Here is a 17886-nt window from a genome sequence, read left to right as displayed (position 1 = left end):
GCGCGCGGTTCAGGACTTGTCGCCCGGCCGCGGGCTGAGTGCGTAGGGCAGCGCGCCCAGCAGCACCAGCACGCCGGCGCAGCCGAAGATCGCCGACCAGGTCCACTCCAAGGTCCAGCCCGCGCGCTGGCCCTTGTCGGCGATCTGACCGAAGGCCCAGGCCGTCAGCGCCGAACCCAGGAACACGAAGCTGTTGAGCACGCCCAGGCCGCGCCCGCGCAGGGCCGGCGGCAGCAGTTCGCGGCCATGCGTCATGACCAACGGGTGCAGCATGCCGATGGTCACGAGCAGGGCCATGGCGGCCAGGTGCGCCAGCATGGCGCCGCCGCCTGGCCAGAGCACCAGCACGAGTGCACCGGCCAGCGACAGCAGCGTCCACGCCAGCACGGTGGCGCGCAGGCCGCCGCGGCGCACCAGCCGCGGCAGCAGCAGCGCGGTGCCGAAGCAGGCGATGGTCACGGCCGACAGTGCCAGTCCGCGGCCCTGCGTCTGCAGCCCGAACAAGTCCGCCAGGTAGGGACCGCCCCAGGCGTTGCGAAAGCTGGTGCCGGCCGCCATGGCCACGCACAGCGGGATCAGTGTCCACAACGCGGGCCGCAGCAGCAGTGCGGCGCTGGAGCCGACCATGGCCAGCGGCGACTCGCTGCGCGCATCGGCATCGCCCTCGTCGTCCAGCGTGCGCCACACGGCTGTGCAGGCGATGAGCATGCACACACCAGCCAGTGCCAGCGGCACCCGCCATCCCAGGTGCTGGGCCAGCCAGCCGAGCGGCAAGGTCGAGCACAAGGCGCCCAGCATGCCGGTGGCGTTGGCGCGGCCGACGAAGGCCACGTACTGCGCCGGCGGCAGCTGCGCCCCGGCGTAATGCATGAGGCCCATGAACACCGGCGCGCAGGCCAGGCCCAGACCGGCCTGGGCCAGCATGGCCGTTGGCCCGTTCGGCGCGAAGACGAACAGCAGCGAGGACGCCACGCCGATGGACATCAGCCAGCGCGTGGGCCGGCCCACGCCCCAGCGGTCGAACGCGATGCCGACCGGGACCTGTGCGGCCGCGAACGACAGGAAGAAGCACGAGGACAGCAGGCCGAAGCCGGCGGCGGACAGCGCCAGGTCGCGCTGCAGTTCGGGCGCGATCACGGCCAGGCAGCTGCGGAAGAACTGGCTCAGGCCGAAGGCGAAGGTCAGCGCCGAGAGGGCGCGGGCGGGGGAGGCGGGCATTCAGCCCGCATTGTCGGGCCGGTGGCGCAGCACGCGCGTCACCACGGCGCTGGAGAAGCCGCGGGCCAGCAGGAAGCGGCTTTGCCGTGCGTGTTCGCGTGCATCGGCGGCGGGTTCGAAGCGGCGTTGCCACAGCGCAAGGGCGCGTTCGAACTCGCTGTCGGCCAGGCCCGCCACGGCTTGGGCGATGGCCGCGGGCGCCACGCCCTTGTGCTGCAGCTCCTGACGCAGGCGCAGCGCCCCATATTGGGCGGCCCGCTGGTGCAGCACGGATTCGACCACGCGCGCCTCGCTGATGAAGCCCTTGGCCTGCAGTTCATCGAGCGCGCGCGCGAGTTGCTCGGCGTCGTCGGTGTGGCGCGCGAGCTTGCGCTCGAGTTCCGGGCGCGAATGCTCGCGCTGGGCCAGCAGGCGCAGCGCCCGGCCTTTCAGCGAGGGCGCAGGCCGGCCGTTGTTCACTCGCCCTTGGCCGGAGCGGCCGCGGGTGGCAGCAGCGCGATGCCCAGGTTTTCGCGCACCTTGTTCTCGATCTCGCGCGCCAGGTCGGGGTTCTCGCGCAGGAACTCGCGCGCGTTGTCGCGGCCCTGGCCGATCTTCTCGCCGTTGTAGGCGTACCAGGCGCCGGACTTGTCGACGATGCGCGCTTCCACGCCCATGTCGATGATCTCGCCCTCGCGCGAGATGCCCTCGCCGAACAGGATGTCGAACTCGGCCGTCTTGAACGGTGGCGAGACCTTGTTCTTGACCACCTTGACCTTGGTCTCGTTGCCGATCGCGTCGTCGCCCTTCTTGATCGTGCCGGTGCGGCGGATGTCGATGCGCACCGAGGCGTAGAACTTCAGCGCGTTGCCGCCCGTGGTGGTCTCGGGGCTGCCGAACATCACGCCGATCTTCATGCGGATCTGGTTGATGAAGATGACCATGCAGTTGGTCTTCTTGATCGTGGCCGTGAGCTTGCGCAGCGCCTGGCTCATGAGGCGGGCCTGCAGGCCGGGCAAAGAGTCGCCCATCTCGCCCTCGAGTTCGGCCTTGGGCGTCAGCGCGGCGACCGAGTCGACCACGATCAGGTCCACGGCACCCGAGCGCACCAGGCTGTCCACGATCTCCAGGGCCTGTTCGCCGGTGTCGGGCTGGCTGATCAGGAGGTCGGACAGGGTCACGCCCAGCTTCTGGGCGTACTGCACGTCCAGCGCGTGCTCGGCGTCGACGAAGGCGCAGGTGCCGCCCTGCTTCTGCATCTCGGCGATGACCTGCAAGGTGAGCGTGGTCTTGCCCGAGGATTCCGGGCCGTAGATCTCGACCACGCGGCCGCGCGGCAGGCCGCCCACGCCCAGCGCGATGTCCAGGCCCAGCGAACCGGTGGAGACGACCTGGATGTCCTCGATGGCCTCGCCTTCGCCCAGGCGCATGATGGTGCCCTTGCCGAACTGCTTTTCGATCTGGGCCAGGGCGGCCTGCAAGGCCTTGGCCTTCTCGGCCTGTGCTGCGTTGTTCTTCACCGGTGCGTCCATGAAAAATCTCCTTGAGATCAATGACTTGCCAACTGCACCCGGACTGTGACTCCATACTGTCTGGATGCTTGACCAGTAGTGTAGTGCAGGCGTTGCTTCGAAGAATCACATTTTTTGGTCAGTTTGCCTTACGATCTGCTGATGCAGACCGCCGCCCTCGATGACGCCTGGCGCACCACCCATCTGGGGCGCTTGATGGGCGATGCCTTGCGCCGCTTCGACACGCGTGTGCTGGCCCTGATGGCGCACGACGTGCAAGTACCGCTGGCCCTGTCCAACCTCGCGGCGCGCGCCCAGGTGAGTGCCGCGCATGTGCACATCACGCGGCACCTGGACGCCGGCGGCACGCGGCCCGGTGTGCTGGCCGAACGCGCCGGCATGAGCAAGCAGGCCATGGGCGACCTGATCGCGCAGTGCGAGGCCTGGGGCCTGGTCACGCGGGCGGCCGACCCGCACGACGCGCGCGCCCGCATCGTGCGCTTCACGCCGGACGGCCTGGCCTGGCAGCAGGCCTTCCGTGGGGCGCTGGTGCAGGCCGAGGCCGAGTTCCGCGAGGCGGTCGGGGCCGAAGTGGCCACCGTCGTGCGCCTGGGGCTGGAAGCCTACGTGGGCTCCTAGAATTTCTGTTTCGCCTGCCCAACCGGAGAACCGCATGCGCATTCTGATCGCCGAGGATGACCAGGTGCTGGCCGACGGCCTGCTGCGCGCGCTGCGCAGCTCCGGCGCGGCCGTGGACCATGTGGCCAGCGGCACCGAAGCCGATGCCGCGCTGCGCACGAGCAGCCAGTTCGACCTGCTGATCCTGGATCTGGGGCTGCCGCGCATGCACGGCCTGGAGGTGCTGCGCGCATTGCGCGGCCGCGGCTCGGCGCTGCCGGTGCTGATCCTGACCGCGGCCGACAGCGTGGAGGAACGCGTCAAGGGCCTGGATTACGGCGCCGACGACTACATGGCCAAGCCGTTCTCGCTGCAGGAGCTCGAGGCCCGCGTGCGCGCGCTCACGCGGCGCGGCACCGGCGCCACCAGCAGCTCCATCCGCCATGGGCCGCTCGAATACGACCAGGCCGGCCGCGTGGCCACCATCGATGGCCGCATGGTCGAACTCTCGGCGCGCGAACTGGGCCTGCTGGAAGTGCTGTTGCAGCGCGCCGGCCGCCTGGTCAGCAAGGACCAGCTGGTCGAGCGCCTGTGCGAATGGGGCGAGGAGGTCTCGACCAACGCCATCGAGGTCTACATCCACCGCCTGCGCAAGAAGATCGAGAAGGGCCCGATCCGCATCGCCACCGTGCGTGGCCTGGGCTACTGCCTCGAGAAGATCAGCGCGTGAAGCTGTTCCAGCGCGAGCAGCGGTCGCTGTTCGGCGAGATCCTGGACTGGATGCTGACGCCGCTGCTGCTGCTGTGGCCCGTCAGCCTGGTGCTGACCTGGCTCGTGGCCCAGGGCATCGCCGGCAACCCCTTCGACCGCGCGCTGGAGCACAACGTGCGCGCGCTGGCCCAGCAGGTGGCGCTGCCCAAGAGCGGGCGCTTGCAGTTCAGCCTGCCGCCCCCGGCGCACGAGATCCTGCGCGCCGACGAATCCGACCAGGTCTTCTACCAGGTGCTGGGCCCGCGCGGCGAGCTGCTGGCCGGCGAGCGCGAACTGGCGTTGCCGCGCGACGCCGAACGCGGCCAGAGCGGCGAGGTGCGGCTGCGCGACGACGAGCTGCGCGGCCTGGGCCTGCGCGTGGCCTACACCTGGGTGGCGCTGGACAGCAGCGGCCAGACCGCCCTCGTGCAGGTGGCCGAGACGCGCGAGAAGCGCTCGGTGCTGGCGGCCGAGATCATCAAGGGCGTGATGCTGCCGCAGTTCGTCATCCTGCCGCTCGCGGTGCTGCTGGTCTGGCTCGCGCTGGTGCGCGGCATCAAGCCGCTGTCCGAACTCGAAGAGCGCATCCGCGCGCGCAAGCCCGACGACCTGTCGCCGCTGGACGACCGCACCGTGCCGCTGGAAGTCGCGCCGCTGGTGTCCTCGGTCAACGACCTGCTCACGCGGCTCAAGGACTCCATCGCCACGCAGAAGCGCTTCCTGGCCGACGCCGCGCACCAGCTCAAGACGCCGCTGGCGGGCCTGCGCATGCAGGCCGACCTCGCGCAGCGCGATGGCGCCAATGCCGACGAGCTCAAGCAGTCGCTGCTGCAGATCCGCCGCTCCAGCATCCGCGCCACGCACACGGTCAACCAGCTGCTGGCGCTGGCACGCGCCGAAAACGCCGGCGCGCCCATCGCGCGCCAGCCCTGCGACCTCGCGCGGCTGGTCATGGACGTGGTGCAGGAGGCGCTGCCGCGCGCCATGGACAAGTCGCTGGACCTGGGCTACGACGGCGCCTTGCCCGGCGCACCCGGCGTGCAGCTCGAAGGCAATGCCACGTTGCTCAAGGAACTCGTGCGCAACCTCGTCGACAACGCGATCGCCTACACGCCCTCGCGCCCGGGGCGGCCCGGCGTGGTGACCGCCCGTGTGCTGGCGGCCGACGCCGAGGGCCCGCTGCGGCTGCAGGTGGAGGATTCGGGCCCCGGCATCCCGGGCGCCGAGCGCGAGCTGGTGTTCCAGCCCTTCTACCGCGCGCTCGGCACCGATGCCGACGGCTCCGGCCTGGGCCTGTCCATCGTGCGCGAGATCGCGGACCAGCACGGCGCCGCGGTGGCGCTGCGCGATGCGCATGCGGGCCAGCAGCCGCCAGGCACCTGCGTGGAAGTGCGCTTCGGCCCGGAGCCTGCGCGCAGTTGAGAGGCCGCGTTCAGCAGGGCGCCAGCGGCCGGCCGGCCAGCAGGCCCTGCACCTGCTCGCGCAGGGCGGCATCAGCGGCCGGCAGGCGCAACCGTGCTGCCGTCGGCTCGCGGTGCTCGGCCACCACGCGCGCCGTGCGCACGCCGCGGCGCGCCAGCTGCGCCAGGTGTTCGTTGGCCGCCTCCTGGGTCGAGAACACGCCGAGCGACAGGCCCGGCGCCAGCGCGGGCTGCGTGATCGGTGCCGTGTCCACGCGCAGCGCGCGCAACTCGGCACGCTTCTTCTCGAGCGCCTCCGTGTCGTTGTAGCGGCCCATGTAGACGATCCAGCGGTCGGGCGGCGCCATGGGCTCCAGCGACCAGGCCGACGCCGGCACTCCACCGGCGCCCAGGGCCTGGCGCAGGGCCTGTGCCTGGGCGTTGTCGAACGGTCCGGCCTGCAGGCAGGCCACGGTGGGCGCCGGGGCCTCGGCCTGCGCGGCAGGGATGGTGGGTGCGGCCGGGGGCGCCGGTGCGGCGGGCTCCGGCCCGGATGCCGCCGGGGCGGCCGGCGCCACGCGCAGCGCCTCGGGCCGGATCTGCTGCTCCAGGCGCTGCGGCTCGCGCGCCGATTCCGGCGCCAGCCCCACCGGCGCCAGCAGGCCCTGCGACCAGGCGAAGTAGGCCCCGTTGGCGAACAGCAGGGCCAGGGCCGTGGTCCGCAACAGCATGCTCAGGCCTTCACCGGCCGCACGCTGACCTCCGAGCTGCTGATGCGTTGCAGCCCCTGCGCCGTCTGCACGCGCAGCGCGCCGTCGGGGTCGACCCCGTCGCCCACGCCCTCGGTGCCGTCGGACAGGCGCAGCGGCCGGCCCTTGAGCAGGTCGCGCGCTTCGAAGGCCGCGCGGAACGGCGCGAAGCCCTCGGCCTCGAAGCGCTGGATGGTCTGCACCAGCGGCAGCGCGATGGCGCGCAGGGCCTGGCCGGCGTCCCAGCCGGGTTGCAGTTCGGCCAGCGCGGCAGGCGGTGTCGACAGCCCGTCGCCGTCACGCGGCGCGATGTTGAGGCCGATGCCTACGATGGCATGGCGCTCGCTGCCGCCCGCCACGGTCTCGATCAGGATGCCGGCCAGCTTGCGGTCTTCGAACCAGACGTCGTTGGGCCACTTGAGCTGCAGCGCCGGGTGCAGCGCGCCGACCACGGCCACGCCCACGGCCAGCGACAGGCCCGACCAATCCCGCGGTGCCAGCGGCAGCGCCAGCGACATGGCCAGCGAGCTGCCCGCATCGCCCTGCCAGGGCCGGCCCATGCGGCCGCGCCCTGCCGTCTGGCGCTCGGCCACGAGCAGCGTCGGCTCGGGCCGGCCGGCGCGGATGCGGCGCATCAGTTCGCTGCTGGTGGAGTCGATCTCGGGCAGCACCTCGACCGTGAAGCCCGGCAGCAACGGCGCCACCGCTTCCCAGATGTCCTCGGCGGGCCAGCGCTGCATGCTCATGGCCGCTTGCGCGGCTTGGGCGACAGCAGCGTGCCGCGGCAGCTCTTGGCGCCGCACCAGCAGGGGTACTCGGCCTTGAGCTTCTTGGTGTAGGGCTCGTCGATGATGAGCCCGTAGTCGTAGTTGAGTTCCTCGCCGGCGCGGATGTCGCGCAGCGCCTTGATGAAGATGCGGCCATCCTGCTCGTCGGCGATGCAGTTGGGCTCGCAGGCGTGGTTGATCCAGCGCGAGGAGTTGCCGCCGTAGGTGGCGTCGATGACGCGGTCCTCGTCGACGTGGAAGTAGAAGGTGTGGTTGGGGTCGCTCGGGTCGTGCGGGTGGCGGTCCTGCGCCTCCTGCCAGCTGATGATCTCGCCCACGTACTCGATGATGGTCTCGCCCTCGGCGATGTCCTGCACGGCGAACACGCCCTTGCCATGCACGCCCGAGCGGCGGGCCTGGATGCGGCGCGTGGGCGCAGCGGGGCGCTGGGTTTTTGAAGCCACGGCGAAACTCTGTTAGTTTAGAAAAAGGACGTGCGCGCATGCGCGCGAGGGCCGGATTGTAGGAGCCGCCTTCGGCTCGGCGCGGTGCGCGCTGGATTACATTCGCAGCCAATTTGGAAGGCGCCCGGCCGGCAGGCCGGCGCAAAAGGACATCGCAGAGTTTTTATGAGCAAGACCTTGGTGATCGCCGAAAAGCCGTCGGTGGCGCAGGACATCGTGCGCGCACTCACGCCGGTGGCCGGCAAGTTCGACAAGCACGACGAGTACTTCGAGAGCGAGAAGTACGTCGTCACGAGCGCGGTCGGCCACCTGGTGGAGATCCAGGCGCCGGAGCAGTACGACGTCAAGCGCGGCAAGTGGAGCTTCGCCCACCTGCCCGTGATCCCGCCGCACTTCGACTTGAAGCCCGTGGACAAGACCAAGTCGCGGCTCAACGCCGTCGTCAAGCAGGCCAAGCGCAAGGACGTCACCGCGCTCGTGAACGCCTGCGACGCGGGCCGCGAGGGCGAACTGATCTTCCGCCTGATCGAGCAGTACGCGGGCGGTGCCAAGCCGCTGGGCAAGCCGATCAAGCGCCTGTGGCTGCAGTCCATGACGCCGCAGGCCATCCGCGAGGGCTTCGACCGCCTGCGCAGCGAGGCGCAGATGCAGGGCCTGGCCGACGCGGCGCGCTCGCGCTCGGAGGCCGACTGGCTGGTCGGCATCAACGGCACGCGCGCCATGACGGCCTTCAACTCGCGTGACGGCGGCTTCTTCCTGACCACGGTCGGCCGCGTGCAGACGCCCACGCTGTCGGTGGTGGTCGAGCGCGAGGAGCAGATCCGCAAGTTCGTGAGCCGCGAGTACTGGGAGATCCACGGCGTCTTCGACGCGCAGGCCGGCCAGTACCCCGGCAAGTACTTCGACCCGGCCTTCAAGAAGGCCGCGGCACCGCTGCTGCTGAATGCACAAGGAGTGGGCGAGCCCGACCCCGAGCAGCGCGCCGACCGGGTCTGGAACGCGCGCGACGCCCAGGCCATCGCCGAGGCCGTGCGCGGCCAGCCAGCCACGGTCACCGAAGAGAGCAAGCCCACGACCCAGGCCAGCGGCCTGCTGTTCGACCTGACCTCGCTGCAGCGCGAGGCCAACAGCCGCTTCGGCTTCTCGGCCAAGACCACGCTGGCACTCGCGCAAAGCCTGTACGAGCGCCACAAGGCCCTGACCTACCCGCGGACCGACTCGCGCGCGCTGCCCGAGGACTACCTGCCCGTGGTCAAGGACACCATGAAGATGCTCGCCACGAGCGGCATGAAGCATCTGGCGCCGTTCGCGCAGCAGGCCATCGACGGCAACTACGTCAAGCCCAGCAAGCGCGTGTTCGACAACGCCAAGGTGTCGGACCACTTCGCCATCATCCCCACGCTGCAGGCCCCGAGCGGCCTGTCCGAGGCCGAGCAGAAGCTCTACGACTTCGTCGTGCGGCGCTTCCTCGCGGTGTTCTTCCCGAGCGCCGAATTCCAGGTCACCACGCGCATCAGCACGGTCGAGACGCAGGGCCGCAAGTACGCGTTCCGCTCCGATGGCAAGGTGCTGGTCAAGCCGGGCTGGATGGCCATCTACGGCAAGGAAGCCGAAGGCGAGGACGACGAGAAGGAAGGCGGCAAGCGCCTGGTGCCTGTGCAGCCCGGCGAGAAGGTGTGCGTGGCGTCTGCCGAGGCCAAGGGCCTGAAGACCCGCCCGCCGGCACGCTACTCTGAAGCCACGCTGCTGGGCGCCATGGAAGGCGCGGGCAAGCTCATCGACGACGACGAGCTGCGCGAGGCCATGCAGGAGAAGGGCCTGGGCACACCGGCCACGCGCGCGGCCATCATCGAAGGCCTGCTCAACGAAAAGTACATGCTGCGCGAAGGCCGCGAGCTGATTCCCACGGCCAAGGCCTTCCAGCTCATGACGCTGCTGCGCGGCCTGGGCGTGGAGGAGCTCTCCAAGGCCGAGCTCACCGGCGAGTGGGAGTACAAGCTGGCCCAGATGGAGAAGGGCGCGCTCTCGCGCGACGCCTTCATGCGCGAGATCGCGCAGATGACCGAGCACATCGTCAAGAAGGCCAAGGAATACGACCGCGACACCGTGCCGGGCGACTACGCCACGCTCAGCGCGCCGTGCCCCAACTGCGGCGGCGTGGTCAAGGAGAACTACCGCCGCTACGCCTGTGCGGGCAAGAGGGGTTCGGGCCAGGACGCCTGCGGCTTCTCGTTCACCAAGTCGCCCGCGGGCCGCACCTTCGAGATCGCCGAGGCCGAGGCCCTGGTGCGCGACAAGCACATCGGCCCGCTGGAAGGTTTCCGCTCCAAGGCCGGCTGGCCCTTCGTGGCCGAGATCCGCCTGGCCTTCAGCGAGGAAGACAAGAACTGGAAGCTGGAGTTCGACTTCGGCGACGACGAGAAGGACCCGGCCGAGACCGGCGAGGTCGTCGACTTCAGCGGCCAGCAGAGCCTGGGACCCTGCCCCAAGTGCGGTGCCGGCGTGTTCGAGTTCGGCAGCAACTACATCTGCGAGCACTCGGTGCCCACGCCCCGGCAGCCCCAGCCCACCTGCGACTTCAAGACCGGCAAGGTCATCCTGCAGCAGCCCGTGGACGAGGCCCAGATCAGGAAGCTCCTGGCCGAGGGCAAGACCGACCTGCTCGACAAGTTCGTGAGCATGCGCACGCGGCGCAGCTTCAAGGCCTTCCTCGCGTGGAACAAGGACGAGGGCAAGGTGAGCTTCGAGTTCGAGCCGCGCGAGTCCAAGTTCCCGCCGCGCAAGACGGGCGCGTTCGCCGCCAGGAAGGCGGCGCCGGCCAAGAAGGCCGCGCCTGCGAAGAAGACGCCGGTCGCCAAGGCCGTCAAGGCCGCCACGGCCAAGACACCGCGCAAGGCCGCGGCGGGCACGGGCCTGAAACCCAGCGCCGCGCTGGCCGCCGTCATCGGCGACACCCCCGTGCTGCGCACCGAGGCCACCAAGAAGCTGTGGGACTACATCAAGGCCAAGGGCCTGCAGGACCCCAAGGACAAGCGGAGCATCCAGGCCGACCCGGCTCTGCAGGCGGTGTTCGGCAAGCCCAGCGCGACCATGTTCGAGATCGCCGGCATCCTCGGCAAGCATCTGGCCTGAGCCCAGCACCCCGGGCGCAGGAGCGGCGACGCTCCTGCGCCTTTTTCTTTCAGGAGACACCACACCATGCGCATCCCCTTCCTCCGCCGCAGCCTGCTGGCCGGCCTGGCCCTGTCCGTGCTCGCGCCGCTGGCCCAGGCGGCCTGGCCCGAAAAGCCGATCCGCCTGGTCGTGCCCTTCCCGCCGGGCCAGGCCTCGGACATCTTCGCGCGCGCGCTCGCAGAGCAGCTCGGAAAGCGCCTGGGCCAGCCCATCGTGGTGGACAACAAGGCCGGCGCGGGCAGCAACATCGGCACCGAGATGGTGGCGCGTGCCGCGCCCGACGGCTACACGCTGCTGATCGCGGGCAGCGCCATGGCCGTGAACCAGACGCTGTACAAGAAGCTCAACTACGACCCGGCCAAGGACCTGGTCGGCATCTCGCTGATCGCCAAGGTGCCGCTGGTCTTCCTGGCCACGCCGGCGTCCGGCATCAAGACGCTGGCGCAGATGGTGCAGCAGGCCAAGGCCGCGCCGGGCCGGCTCAACTACGCCAGCGCCGGCATCGGCGGCTCGCAGCACCTCTCGGGCGAGATGCTCAAGGCCCAGGCCGGTGTGTTCATCACCCACATCCCCTACCGCGGCAGCGGTCCGGCCCAGGCCGACTTCCTCGGAAACCAGGTGCCGCTCATGGTGGACTCGGTCACGGCCGCGCTGGCCAACATCCAGGCCGGCCGCGCCGTGCCGCTCGCGGTGACCTCGGCCACACGCTCGAGCCAGTTGCCGGACGTGCCGACCGTGCGCGAGAGCGGCGTGGCCGGGCTGAAGGACTTCGAGGCCGTGGGCTGGCTGGGCCTGATGGCGCCGCACGGCACGCCGGCGGACACCGTGGCGCGGCTGAACCAGGAGGTGGTGGAAATCCTGCGCAGCGAGTCCATGGTCAAGTTCATGCGCGACCGCGGCTCCGAGGCCGCGCCCACCACGGGTCCGGAGTTCGACCGCTTCATCGCCAGCGAGATCACCAAGTGGGGCGTGGCCGTGAAGGCCTCGGGCGCAACGGCCGACTGATCCGGCCGGACACGCGCTCAGGCCGCTGCGCTGCCCAGGCGGAAGATCCCCACCACCTGCGTCAGGCGGGTGGCCTGTGCGCGCAGGCCCTCGGCCGCGGCCGCACTCTGTTCGACCAGTGCGACGTTCTGCTGCGTCATCTGGTCCAGTTGGTTCACCGCGCGGCCGACCTGGCCGATGCCGCTGGACTGCGCGGCCGTCGCATCGCTGATCTCGCCGATCAGCGCGCTGACGCGCTGGGCCTGGGCGACGATGTGCTCCATCGAGGTGCCGGTGTCGTTGACCTGCTGCGTACCGGCTTCGACCTGCTGCACGCTGTCCTCGATCAGCTGCTTGATTTCCTTGGCCGCGCCGGCCGATCGTTGGGCCAGCGCACGCACCTCGCTCGCGACCACCGCGAAACCGCGCCCTTGCTCGCCGGCGCGGGCCGCTTCGACCGCCGCGTTCAGCGCGAGGATGTTGGTCTGGAACGCGATGCCGTCGATCACGCCGATGATGTCGGCGATCTTCCTCGACGATGCGGCAATGCCCTGCATGGTCGCGACCACCTGCCCGACCATGCGCCCGCCTTCGACGGCCGCGGTGCTGGCAGCCGTCGCCATCTGGTTGGCCTGGCGTGCGGCGTCGGCGTTCTGCTGGACCGTGCCGGTCAGCTGCTCCATCGACGCGGTGGTCTGCTGCAGGTTGCTGGCCTGCTCCTCGGTGCGCTGGCTCAGGTCGGAATTGCCGGTCGCGATCTGCGTGGAGCCGGTGGCGATGTGCTCGCTGCTCTCGCGCACCTGCGCGACCACCTCGGCCAGCCGCTGGCGCATGGTCGCCAGCGCGAGCATGATGCTGCCGGCGTCGCCTGGGCGGGTCGGCACCGGCACGCCGAGGTCGCCTTGGGCGATGCTGCCGGCGATGCGCATCGCGTCGTGCGGCTCGCCGCCGAGCTGGCGCGTCAGGTCACGGGTGATCCACAAGCCCAGCACGCCCGCCAGCAGCACGGCCAGCAGCGCCACGCCCACGGTCGTGCGGATGGCCGCCTGGCCGTCGGCCCTGGCCTTCGCGGCCTCCTGTTCCATCAGCGCGGTCTGGAACGCGACCATCGCGGCGATGGCCGAGAAGAACTCGGCCTGGGCCGGTCGCAGCGTCTCCAGCACGTAGGCGGCCGCGGTCTCGTCCTGGCCGCTCTTGAGCATGCGCAGCACCTCGTCGCGGCCCCGCCCGTACTTTGCGCGCGTGTCCTTCATCGCGGCCATCAAGGCCTCGCCTTTCGGGGTGTCGACCGTGGCCTGCAGCTGGGCCATCGCCGCGTCGTTCTCCTGCACCGCCTTGTCGACGCTGGCCAGCGAACTGCGCACTTCCTGCAGATTCTGGCCGCCGAGGATCGCGTCGCGCAGGGCGCGAGCCTGCAAGCTCACCCCCTGGTCGACCGCGGTCGAGAGCTTCACCATGCTGTAGCGCTTGTCCAGGATGTTCGCGGTGGCGCGGTTCAACGCATCGATGCGCAGCGCCGACAGCACCGCGATCACGCACAACAGCACCAAGATGCCGCCGAACGCCAAGCTCAACTTGGTGGCGACCCTCATCTGACCCTTCGATTTCATTGTTTCTTGTCCTCAGGGGGTGACGAACACAGTCTACTGTGGCGGTGCGAACCGCATGGAGCCGGTGACCGCAACGCCGCGCATGGCGCGCCCGCCTTCACGCCGCCAGCGCGCCGTCCAGCAGCTCCAGCGCCTGGCCGAAATCGAAGTCGGCCGCAGCCTGGGCCAGCGTGTCGAAATCGGCGCCCAGCACCTGCTGCAGCAGGCCGCGGTGCTGTTCCAGCAGGTCCAGCGCGGCCGCGTCGTCGCTGGCCAGCAGCGCACGCAATTCGCCGCCGATACGCTTGAACTGCTGCGTGTCGGCCGGGGCCGTGGCCACCGCCGCAGCGTCTGCCCCGGCCGGGCGCAGCACCGGCGCCAGCGCCTGCAGCAGCGCCCGCAGCGGCTGCTCGGTCGCGGCCAGCAGACCGGCCAGCTCGGTGCGCGGGTGCTGGGCGCGGATCGCGTGTTCGAGCGCGGCGGCTGCCGCCTGCAGCGCCTCGGCGCCGATGTTGCCGGCCACACCCTTGAGCGTGTGTGCGAGCCGCTGCGCGAGCGCCATGTCGCCGGCGTCCAGGGCACTGCGGATCTGCGCCGGCACGTCCTGCTGGCCTTGTTCGAACTTGCGCAGCAAATTCAGGTACAGGTCGGTCTTGCCCAGCGTGCGGCGCAGACCGGCCGCCGTGTTGAGGCCTTCGATCTGCAGCGGTGCGGCCGGCGCATGGGCGGGTTCCGCATGCGGCGCCGCGGCGGCCCGGGCGGCGCGCCCGGCATCGGGCGCAATCCAGCGCAGCAAGGCGCGTTCGAGTTCGTCGGGCTCGATCGGCTTGCTCACGAAGTCGACCATGCCGGCCGCCGCGCAGCGGTCGCGGTCGCCCTGCATGGCGTTGGCCGTCATGGCCACGATGGGTGGCGCCACGAAGTTCTCCAGCGCGCGGATCGCCAGCGTGGCCGTGATGCCATCCATGACCGGCATCTGCATGTCCATGAGCACGAGGTCGTAGGCCCTGCGCTGCACCATGTCGAGCGCGATGGCGCCGTTGTCGGCGACGTCGACGCGCACGCCCATGTCCTCGAGCAGGCCCAGCGCCACCTCCTGGTTCAGGTCGTTGTCCTCCACCAGCAGCACATGGGCGCCGCGCAGGCTGTCCAGCGCTTGCGCGGCGGGCGCGCTGGCCGGCCGCGCGGCGCTCGCCGGCAGCGCCTCGCTGCCGTCGGCCAGCACGCGCATCGTGCAGTCCAGCAGGCTGGAGGCGTTGACCGGTTTCATGAGCACGTCGGCGATGCCGCAGGAGGCGGCGCGGGCCAGCAGTTCCTCGCGGCCATAGGCCGTGACCATGACCATGTGCAGCGTGCCGGGCAACTGCAGCGCGCGGATGCGCTGCGCCGTCTCGAAGCCGTCCATCCCAGGCATCTGCCAGTCCAGGTAGACCAGCTCGTAGGGCCGGCCACCGTCCACGCCCTGGCGCAGCATGGCCAGGGCCTCGGCGCCGCCCGCCGCGTCGTCGACCTCGAACATCATGGCTTCGAGCAGCGTGCGCAGCACGGTGCGGGCGCTGTCGTTGTCGTCGACCACCAGCACGCGCAGGCCGCGCAGCTTGGCCGACAGCGACAGCGCGCGCGGCTTGCCCTGGGCCAGGCCCAGCCGCGCCGTGAACCAGAAGGTGCTGCCCTGGCCCGGCTTGCTGGTCACGCCGACCTCGCCGCCCATCAGCAATGCCAGCTTCTTGCAGATCGCCAGGCCCAGGCCGGTGCCGCCGTACTTGCGCGTGGTGGAAGTGTCGGCCTGCTGGAACGACTGGAACAGGCGCTGCTGCTGGTCTTCCGCCAGGCCGATGCCGGTGTCGCGCACGGCGAAGTGCAGCAGCACCTGGCCGGCCAGGCGCTGGCGCACGCGCACCACCACGTCGATGCCGCCGGTCTCGGTGAACTTGATCGCGTTGCTGGCGTAGTTCACGAGCACCTGGCCCAGCCGCAGCGGATCGCCGATCAACGCGGTGGGCACGTCGCGGCCGACGTCGAAGACCAGCTCCAGGCCCTTGGCGGCGGCCTTGTCGGCCACCAGCGTGGCCACGTTGTCCAGCAGGTGGTCGAGTTCGAAGTCGACCGACTCCACGACCATCTTGTCGGCCTCGACCTTGGAGAAATCCAGGATGTCGTTGATGATGGCCAGGAGGTGCTGGCCGGACTGCTGGATCTTGCTCACGTACTCGCGCTGGCGCGGCGCCAGGTCGGCCTTGAGCACCAGGTGCGACATGCCCAGGATGGCATTCATGGGCGTGCGGATCTCGTGGCTCATGTTGGCCAGGAAGTCCGACTTCATCTGCGCCGCGCTCTCGGCTGCCTGCTTGGCGGCCTGCATGGCGGTCTCGGCCTGCTTGCGTTCGCTGCTGTCGCGCGCGAACAGCGTGCCGTGCCAGACCTGCTCCATGGGGAAGACGGTCATGCCCACCTCCACGGGAATGCGGCTGCCGTCCTCGCGCAGCGCCGTGAGGTCCCAGAACCGGCCGGCGGTGAGGCGCCGCGCCTCTTCGTCCAGGCCGCGCGCGAGGATGCCGGCCAGGGTCGGGTCGCCTTCGAGCTGCACCAGCGACTGCAGCAAGCGGCCCATGGCTTGCCTGGCGGGGTGGCCGAAGGTCTGCTCGGCCACGGCGTTCCAGTCGGTCACCCGGCCCTGCTGGTCGATCAGCACCACCGCCAATGGCGCGCCCTCGATCACCGTGCGCGAGCGCAGTTCGCTGGAGGACAGCGCCTGCGTGCGGCGTTCGATCTCCCGTTCCAGGCTGGCCTGGTGGCGGGTCAGGTCGTCGATCAGCTGGGCGCGGTTGCGGCGCTGCACGATCTGCTGCAGCGCCGTCCAGGGCGGGCGGGCCGCGCCCGTCAGGCGCACCTGCAGGCGCCAGCCCTGTGCGCTGCGCACCGCGTGCAGCAGCCCGCCCAGCGACGGCAGCTCCTGCACGCCCTCGGTCTGCAGCCACAGCAGGTCGCCATCCAGGCCGACATCCAGCCGGTTCGCGCGCTGCGCCACCAGCGCCCGCATGGCGTAGGAGATGGCGGTGACCAGCAGGTCCAGCTGGTCGGCCGGCTCCTGCAGCGCCTGCAGCAGCTGGCGCAGCCGGGCGCGCGCGCCGTGCAGGCCCTGGCCTTCGTCGGACATGTCGATGCTGCCGAGCAGGCCGTGCCCGGCGGCGGCGTGTTGGCGCGCGCTCAGGCCAGGCATCGCAGCACCAGGCAGGTGGCGTCGTCGTGGTCCTTGCCATGCTCGCGCAGCAGCCGCTGCGCCAGGGGCTGCACGTCCAGCCCGCGCAAGGGCATCAGCACCTGTGCGTCCAGGCGCTCGCTGATGCCGTCGGTGACGAGCACCAGCCTGTCGTCCGGCTGGATCTGCAGGCGCACGGGCCGCAGCCGCGGCATGTTCAACCCGCCGACGATGCCGGGCTGGGCCTCCACGCAGATGCCGGGGCCGCCCAGGCGGAACAGGCGCGTGTTGCCCACTCCCACCGTGACCAGGCTGCCGACCTCGGGATCGGCCAGGGCCAGTGTCAGCGCCAGGCCCAGGCTGCCGCGGGTTTCGTGGTGGAGGGCTTCCACCGTGCCGATGAGGTCCGCGTGCGCGTTGGCGGCCAGCCAGCGCTCGCAGTGCCGCGCGAGCGCATGGGCCTGCGGGCCATGGCCCAGCACATCGAGGACGCCGAACAGGAAGCCGCCCGCGACGGCCTGCGCCAGCGCGCCGTCGCCGCTGACGTGTTCGCCGAAGCACGGGCGCTTGGCCAGGGCATGGCGCCAGGCCGGCTGCGCCGCAGGTGCCCAGGGCGCCTGCGGCATGGCCGCCGCGGCGGCGTGCGGATGCGGCGAGGCGGGCCGGGCCTCGAAGTAGCGCCGCGCGCGCACCGTGGTGCCGGCGCCGGGCTGCGAGCGGCACTCGAACTCGTCGGACATGCGGCGCACGCCCGGCAGGCCCAGGCCCAGGGTGCCCTGGCTGCTGTAGCGCTCGCTCAGGGCCAGCGCCAGGTCCGCGATGCCGGGGCCGTCGTCCACGGCCAGGACCTCCAGGTAGCGCTGCGGATCGTCCGCGACGCTCAGCGTCAGGCTGCCGCGGCCGGCGTACTTGACGATGTTCATGCCCAGCTCGGACACCATCGTGGCCGCTTCCGTCGCCAGCAGCGGGCGCGCGCCGGCCTGTTGGACCAGCGCATAGGCCAGGACGGCGGCGTTGTAGACGTCGTGCTGCGCGGACACGCCGACGCGCTGGCGCTGCACCGCGGTGCCGGCCGGCCCGCGGTGTGGGGCGGCGGGTGTCCGGTCGAGGTTCACGGCAACGGCAGTGCCAGGCCCTGTTCGACGTCGCGGGCGCCGGGCAGTGCCGCCAGGTCGACGTCGAGCGCCGCCAGCGCGGCCACCACGCCCGGGCGCATGCCGACCAGCACGGTGCGCGCGCCGAGCAGCTTCAGTGCACGGCCGGTCGCCACCAGGTGCTCGAACTCGTAGGCGTCGAGCGACAGCGTGCCCGACAGGTCCAGCAGCACGCGCCCCGCGCGGTGCTGCACCACCATGCGCGACAGGTCGTCGCGCAGCCAGGTCAGCAGCGGCGGGTGCGGGTCGATCTGGAGGGAGGCGAACACGACCTTGCCGATCATCGACACCGGGATCCGCGTTTCCTCCGTGGCATCCATCGTGCATGCC

Annotated in this window: 14 protein-coding genes and 1 pseudogene; 5 read left to right on the top strand and 10 right to left on the bottom strand. The window is 70.9% G+C overall.

Annotated elements, in window-relative coordinates:
* Window positions 1-9: 9 nt before the first annotated feature.
* The 3 genes from IE209_RS26185 to recA are packed head-to-tail and all read right to left on the bottom strand — an operon-like array spanning window position 10 to window position 2729.
* The gene (locus tag IE209_RS26185) at window positions 10-1218 is read right to left on the bottom strand and encodes an MFS transporter (protein ID WP_189689821.1); all 1209 of its coding nucleotides are present in this window, start codon (window positions 1216-1218) and stop codon (window positions 10-12) included.
* Window positions 1219-1677, bottom strand: a complete 459-nt coding sequence (gene recX, locus IE209_RS26180) for a recombination regulator RecX (RefSeq protein ID WP_189689820.1) — start codon at window positions 1675-1677, stop codon at window positions 1219-1221.
* Complete coding sequence (recA, locus tag IE209_RS26175; protein WP_189689819.1) at window positions 1674-2729, bottom strand: recombinase RecA; 1056 nt, start codon at window positions 2727-2729, stop codon at window positions 1674-1676. The genes recX and recA overlap by 4 nt, the downstream gene beginning before the upstream one ends.
* Before the next feature lie 141 nt (window positions 2730-2870).
* Between recA and IE209_RS26170 the strand changes: the two genes are divergently transcribed.
* Genes IE209_RS26170 through IE209_RS26160 form a run of 3 tightly spaced genes read left to right on the top strand, consistent with a single transcriptional unit; the run spans window position 2871 to window position 5498 of the window.
* Entirely contained in the window at window positions 2871-3347 is a 477-nt protein-coding gene (locus tag IE209_RS26170) for a MarR family winged helix-turn-helix transcriptional regulator (RefSeq protein WP_189689818.1), read from the top strand.
* A gap of 34 nt (window positions 3348-3381) precedes the next feature.
* Entirely contained in the window at window positions 3382-4056 is a 675-nt protein-coding gene (locus tag IE209_RS26165; RefSeq protein ID WP_189689817.1) for a response regulator, read from the top strand.
* Entirely contained in the window at window positions 4053-5498 is a 1446-nt protein-coding gene (locus IE209_RS26160; protein ID WP_189689816.1) for a sensor histidine kinase, read from the top strand. Before IE209_RS26165 ends, IE209_RS26160 begins: the two co-directional genes overlap by 4 nt.
* 10 nt (window positions 5499-5508) lie before the next feature.
* Here the strand turns inward: IE209_RS26160 and IE209_RS26155 are convergent, their stop codons facing one another.
* The 3 genes and pseudogenes from IE209_RS26155 to IE209_RS26145 form a co-directional block, all read right to left on the bottom strand.
* Complete coding sequence (locus IE209_RS26155) at window positions 5509-6207, bottom strand: SPOR domain-containing protein (protein ID WP_308433223.1); 699 nt, start codon at window positions 6205-6207, stop codon at window positions 5509-5511.
* 2 nt (window positions 6208-6209) lie between these two features.
* A complete protein-coding gene (locus IE209_RS26150; RefSeq protein ID WP_229883059.1) occupies window positions 6210-6965 on the bottom strand; it encodes a biotin--[acetyl-CoA-carboxylase] ligase in 756 nt (251 codons plus the stop codon).
* A gap of 11 nt (window positions 6966-6976) precedes the next feature.
* Window positions 6977-7456: pseudogene (locus IE209_RS26145) on the bottom strand (SET domain-containing protein); the annotation flags it as partial.
* A gap of 165 nt (window positions 7457-7621) precedes the next feature.
* Here IE209_RS26145 and IE209_RS26140 point away from each other — a divergent pair.
* The gene (locus IE209_RS26140; RefSeq protein WP_189689813.1) at window positions 7622-10588 is read left to right on the top strand and encodes a DNA topoisomerase III; all 2967 of its coding nucleotides are present in this window, start codon (window positions 7622-7624) and stop codon (window positions 10586-10588) included.
* 66 nt (window positions 10589-10654) lie between these two features.
* The gene (locus IE209_RS26135; protein WP_189689812.1) at window positions 10655-11635 is read left to right on the top strand and encodes a Bug family tripartite tricarboxylate transporter substrate binding protein; all 981 of its coding nucleotides are present in this window, start codon (window positions 10655-10657) and stop codon (window positions 11633-11635) included.
* A gap of 17 nt (window positions 11636-11652) precedes the next feature.
* Here the strand turns inward: IE209_RS26135 and IE209_RS34380 are convergent, their stop codons facing one another.
* The 4 genes from IE209_RS34380 to IE209_RS26115 form a co-directional block, all read right to left on the bottom strand.
* Complete coding sequence (locus IE209_RS34380; protein ID WP_189689811.1) at window positions 11653-13206, bottom strand: methyl-accepting chemotaxis protein; 1554 nt, start codon at window positions 13204-13206, stop codon at window positions 11653-11655.
* 115 nt (window positions 13207-13321) lie between these two features.
* Window positions 13322-16423, bottom strand: a complete 3102-nt coding sequence (locus tag IE209_RS26125) for a hybrid sensor histidine kinase/response regulator (protein ID WP_189689810.1) — start codon at window positions 16421-16423, stop codon at window positions 13322-13324.
* Window positions 16411-17517 carry a SpoIIE family protein phosphatase gene (locus tag IE209_RS26120; protein ID WP_189689809.1) on the bottom strand — a complete coding sequence of 369 codons (1107 nt, stop codon included), beginning with the start codon at window positions 17515-17517 and terminating at the stop codon, window positions 16411-16413. Before IE209_RS26120 ends, IE209_RS26125 begins: the two co-directional genes overlap by 13 nt.
* On the bottom strand, window positions 17514-17840 hold the full coding sequence (locus tag IE209_RS26115) for an STAS domain-containing protein (protein WP_189689808.1): 327 nt from the start codon (window positions 17838-17840) through the stop codon (window positions 17514-17516). Before IE209_RS26115 ends, IE209_RS26120 begins: the two co-directional genes overlap by 4 nt.
* Window positions 17841-17886: the final 46 nt, after the last annotated feature.

The sequence above is a fragment of the Pseudorhodoferax aquiterrae genome (assembly GCF_014652235.1).
GTDB lineage: Bacteria > Pseudomonadota > Gammaproteobacteria > Burkholderiales > Burkholderiaceae_C > Pseudorhodoferax > Pseudorhodoferax aquiterrae.
This window is presented reverse-complemented; position numbering and strand designations above follow the sequence as displayed.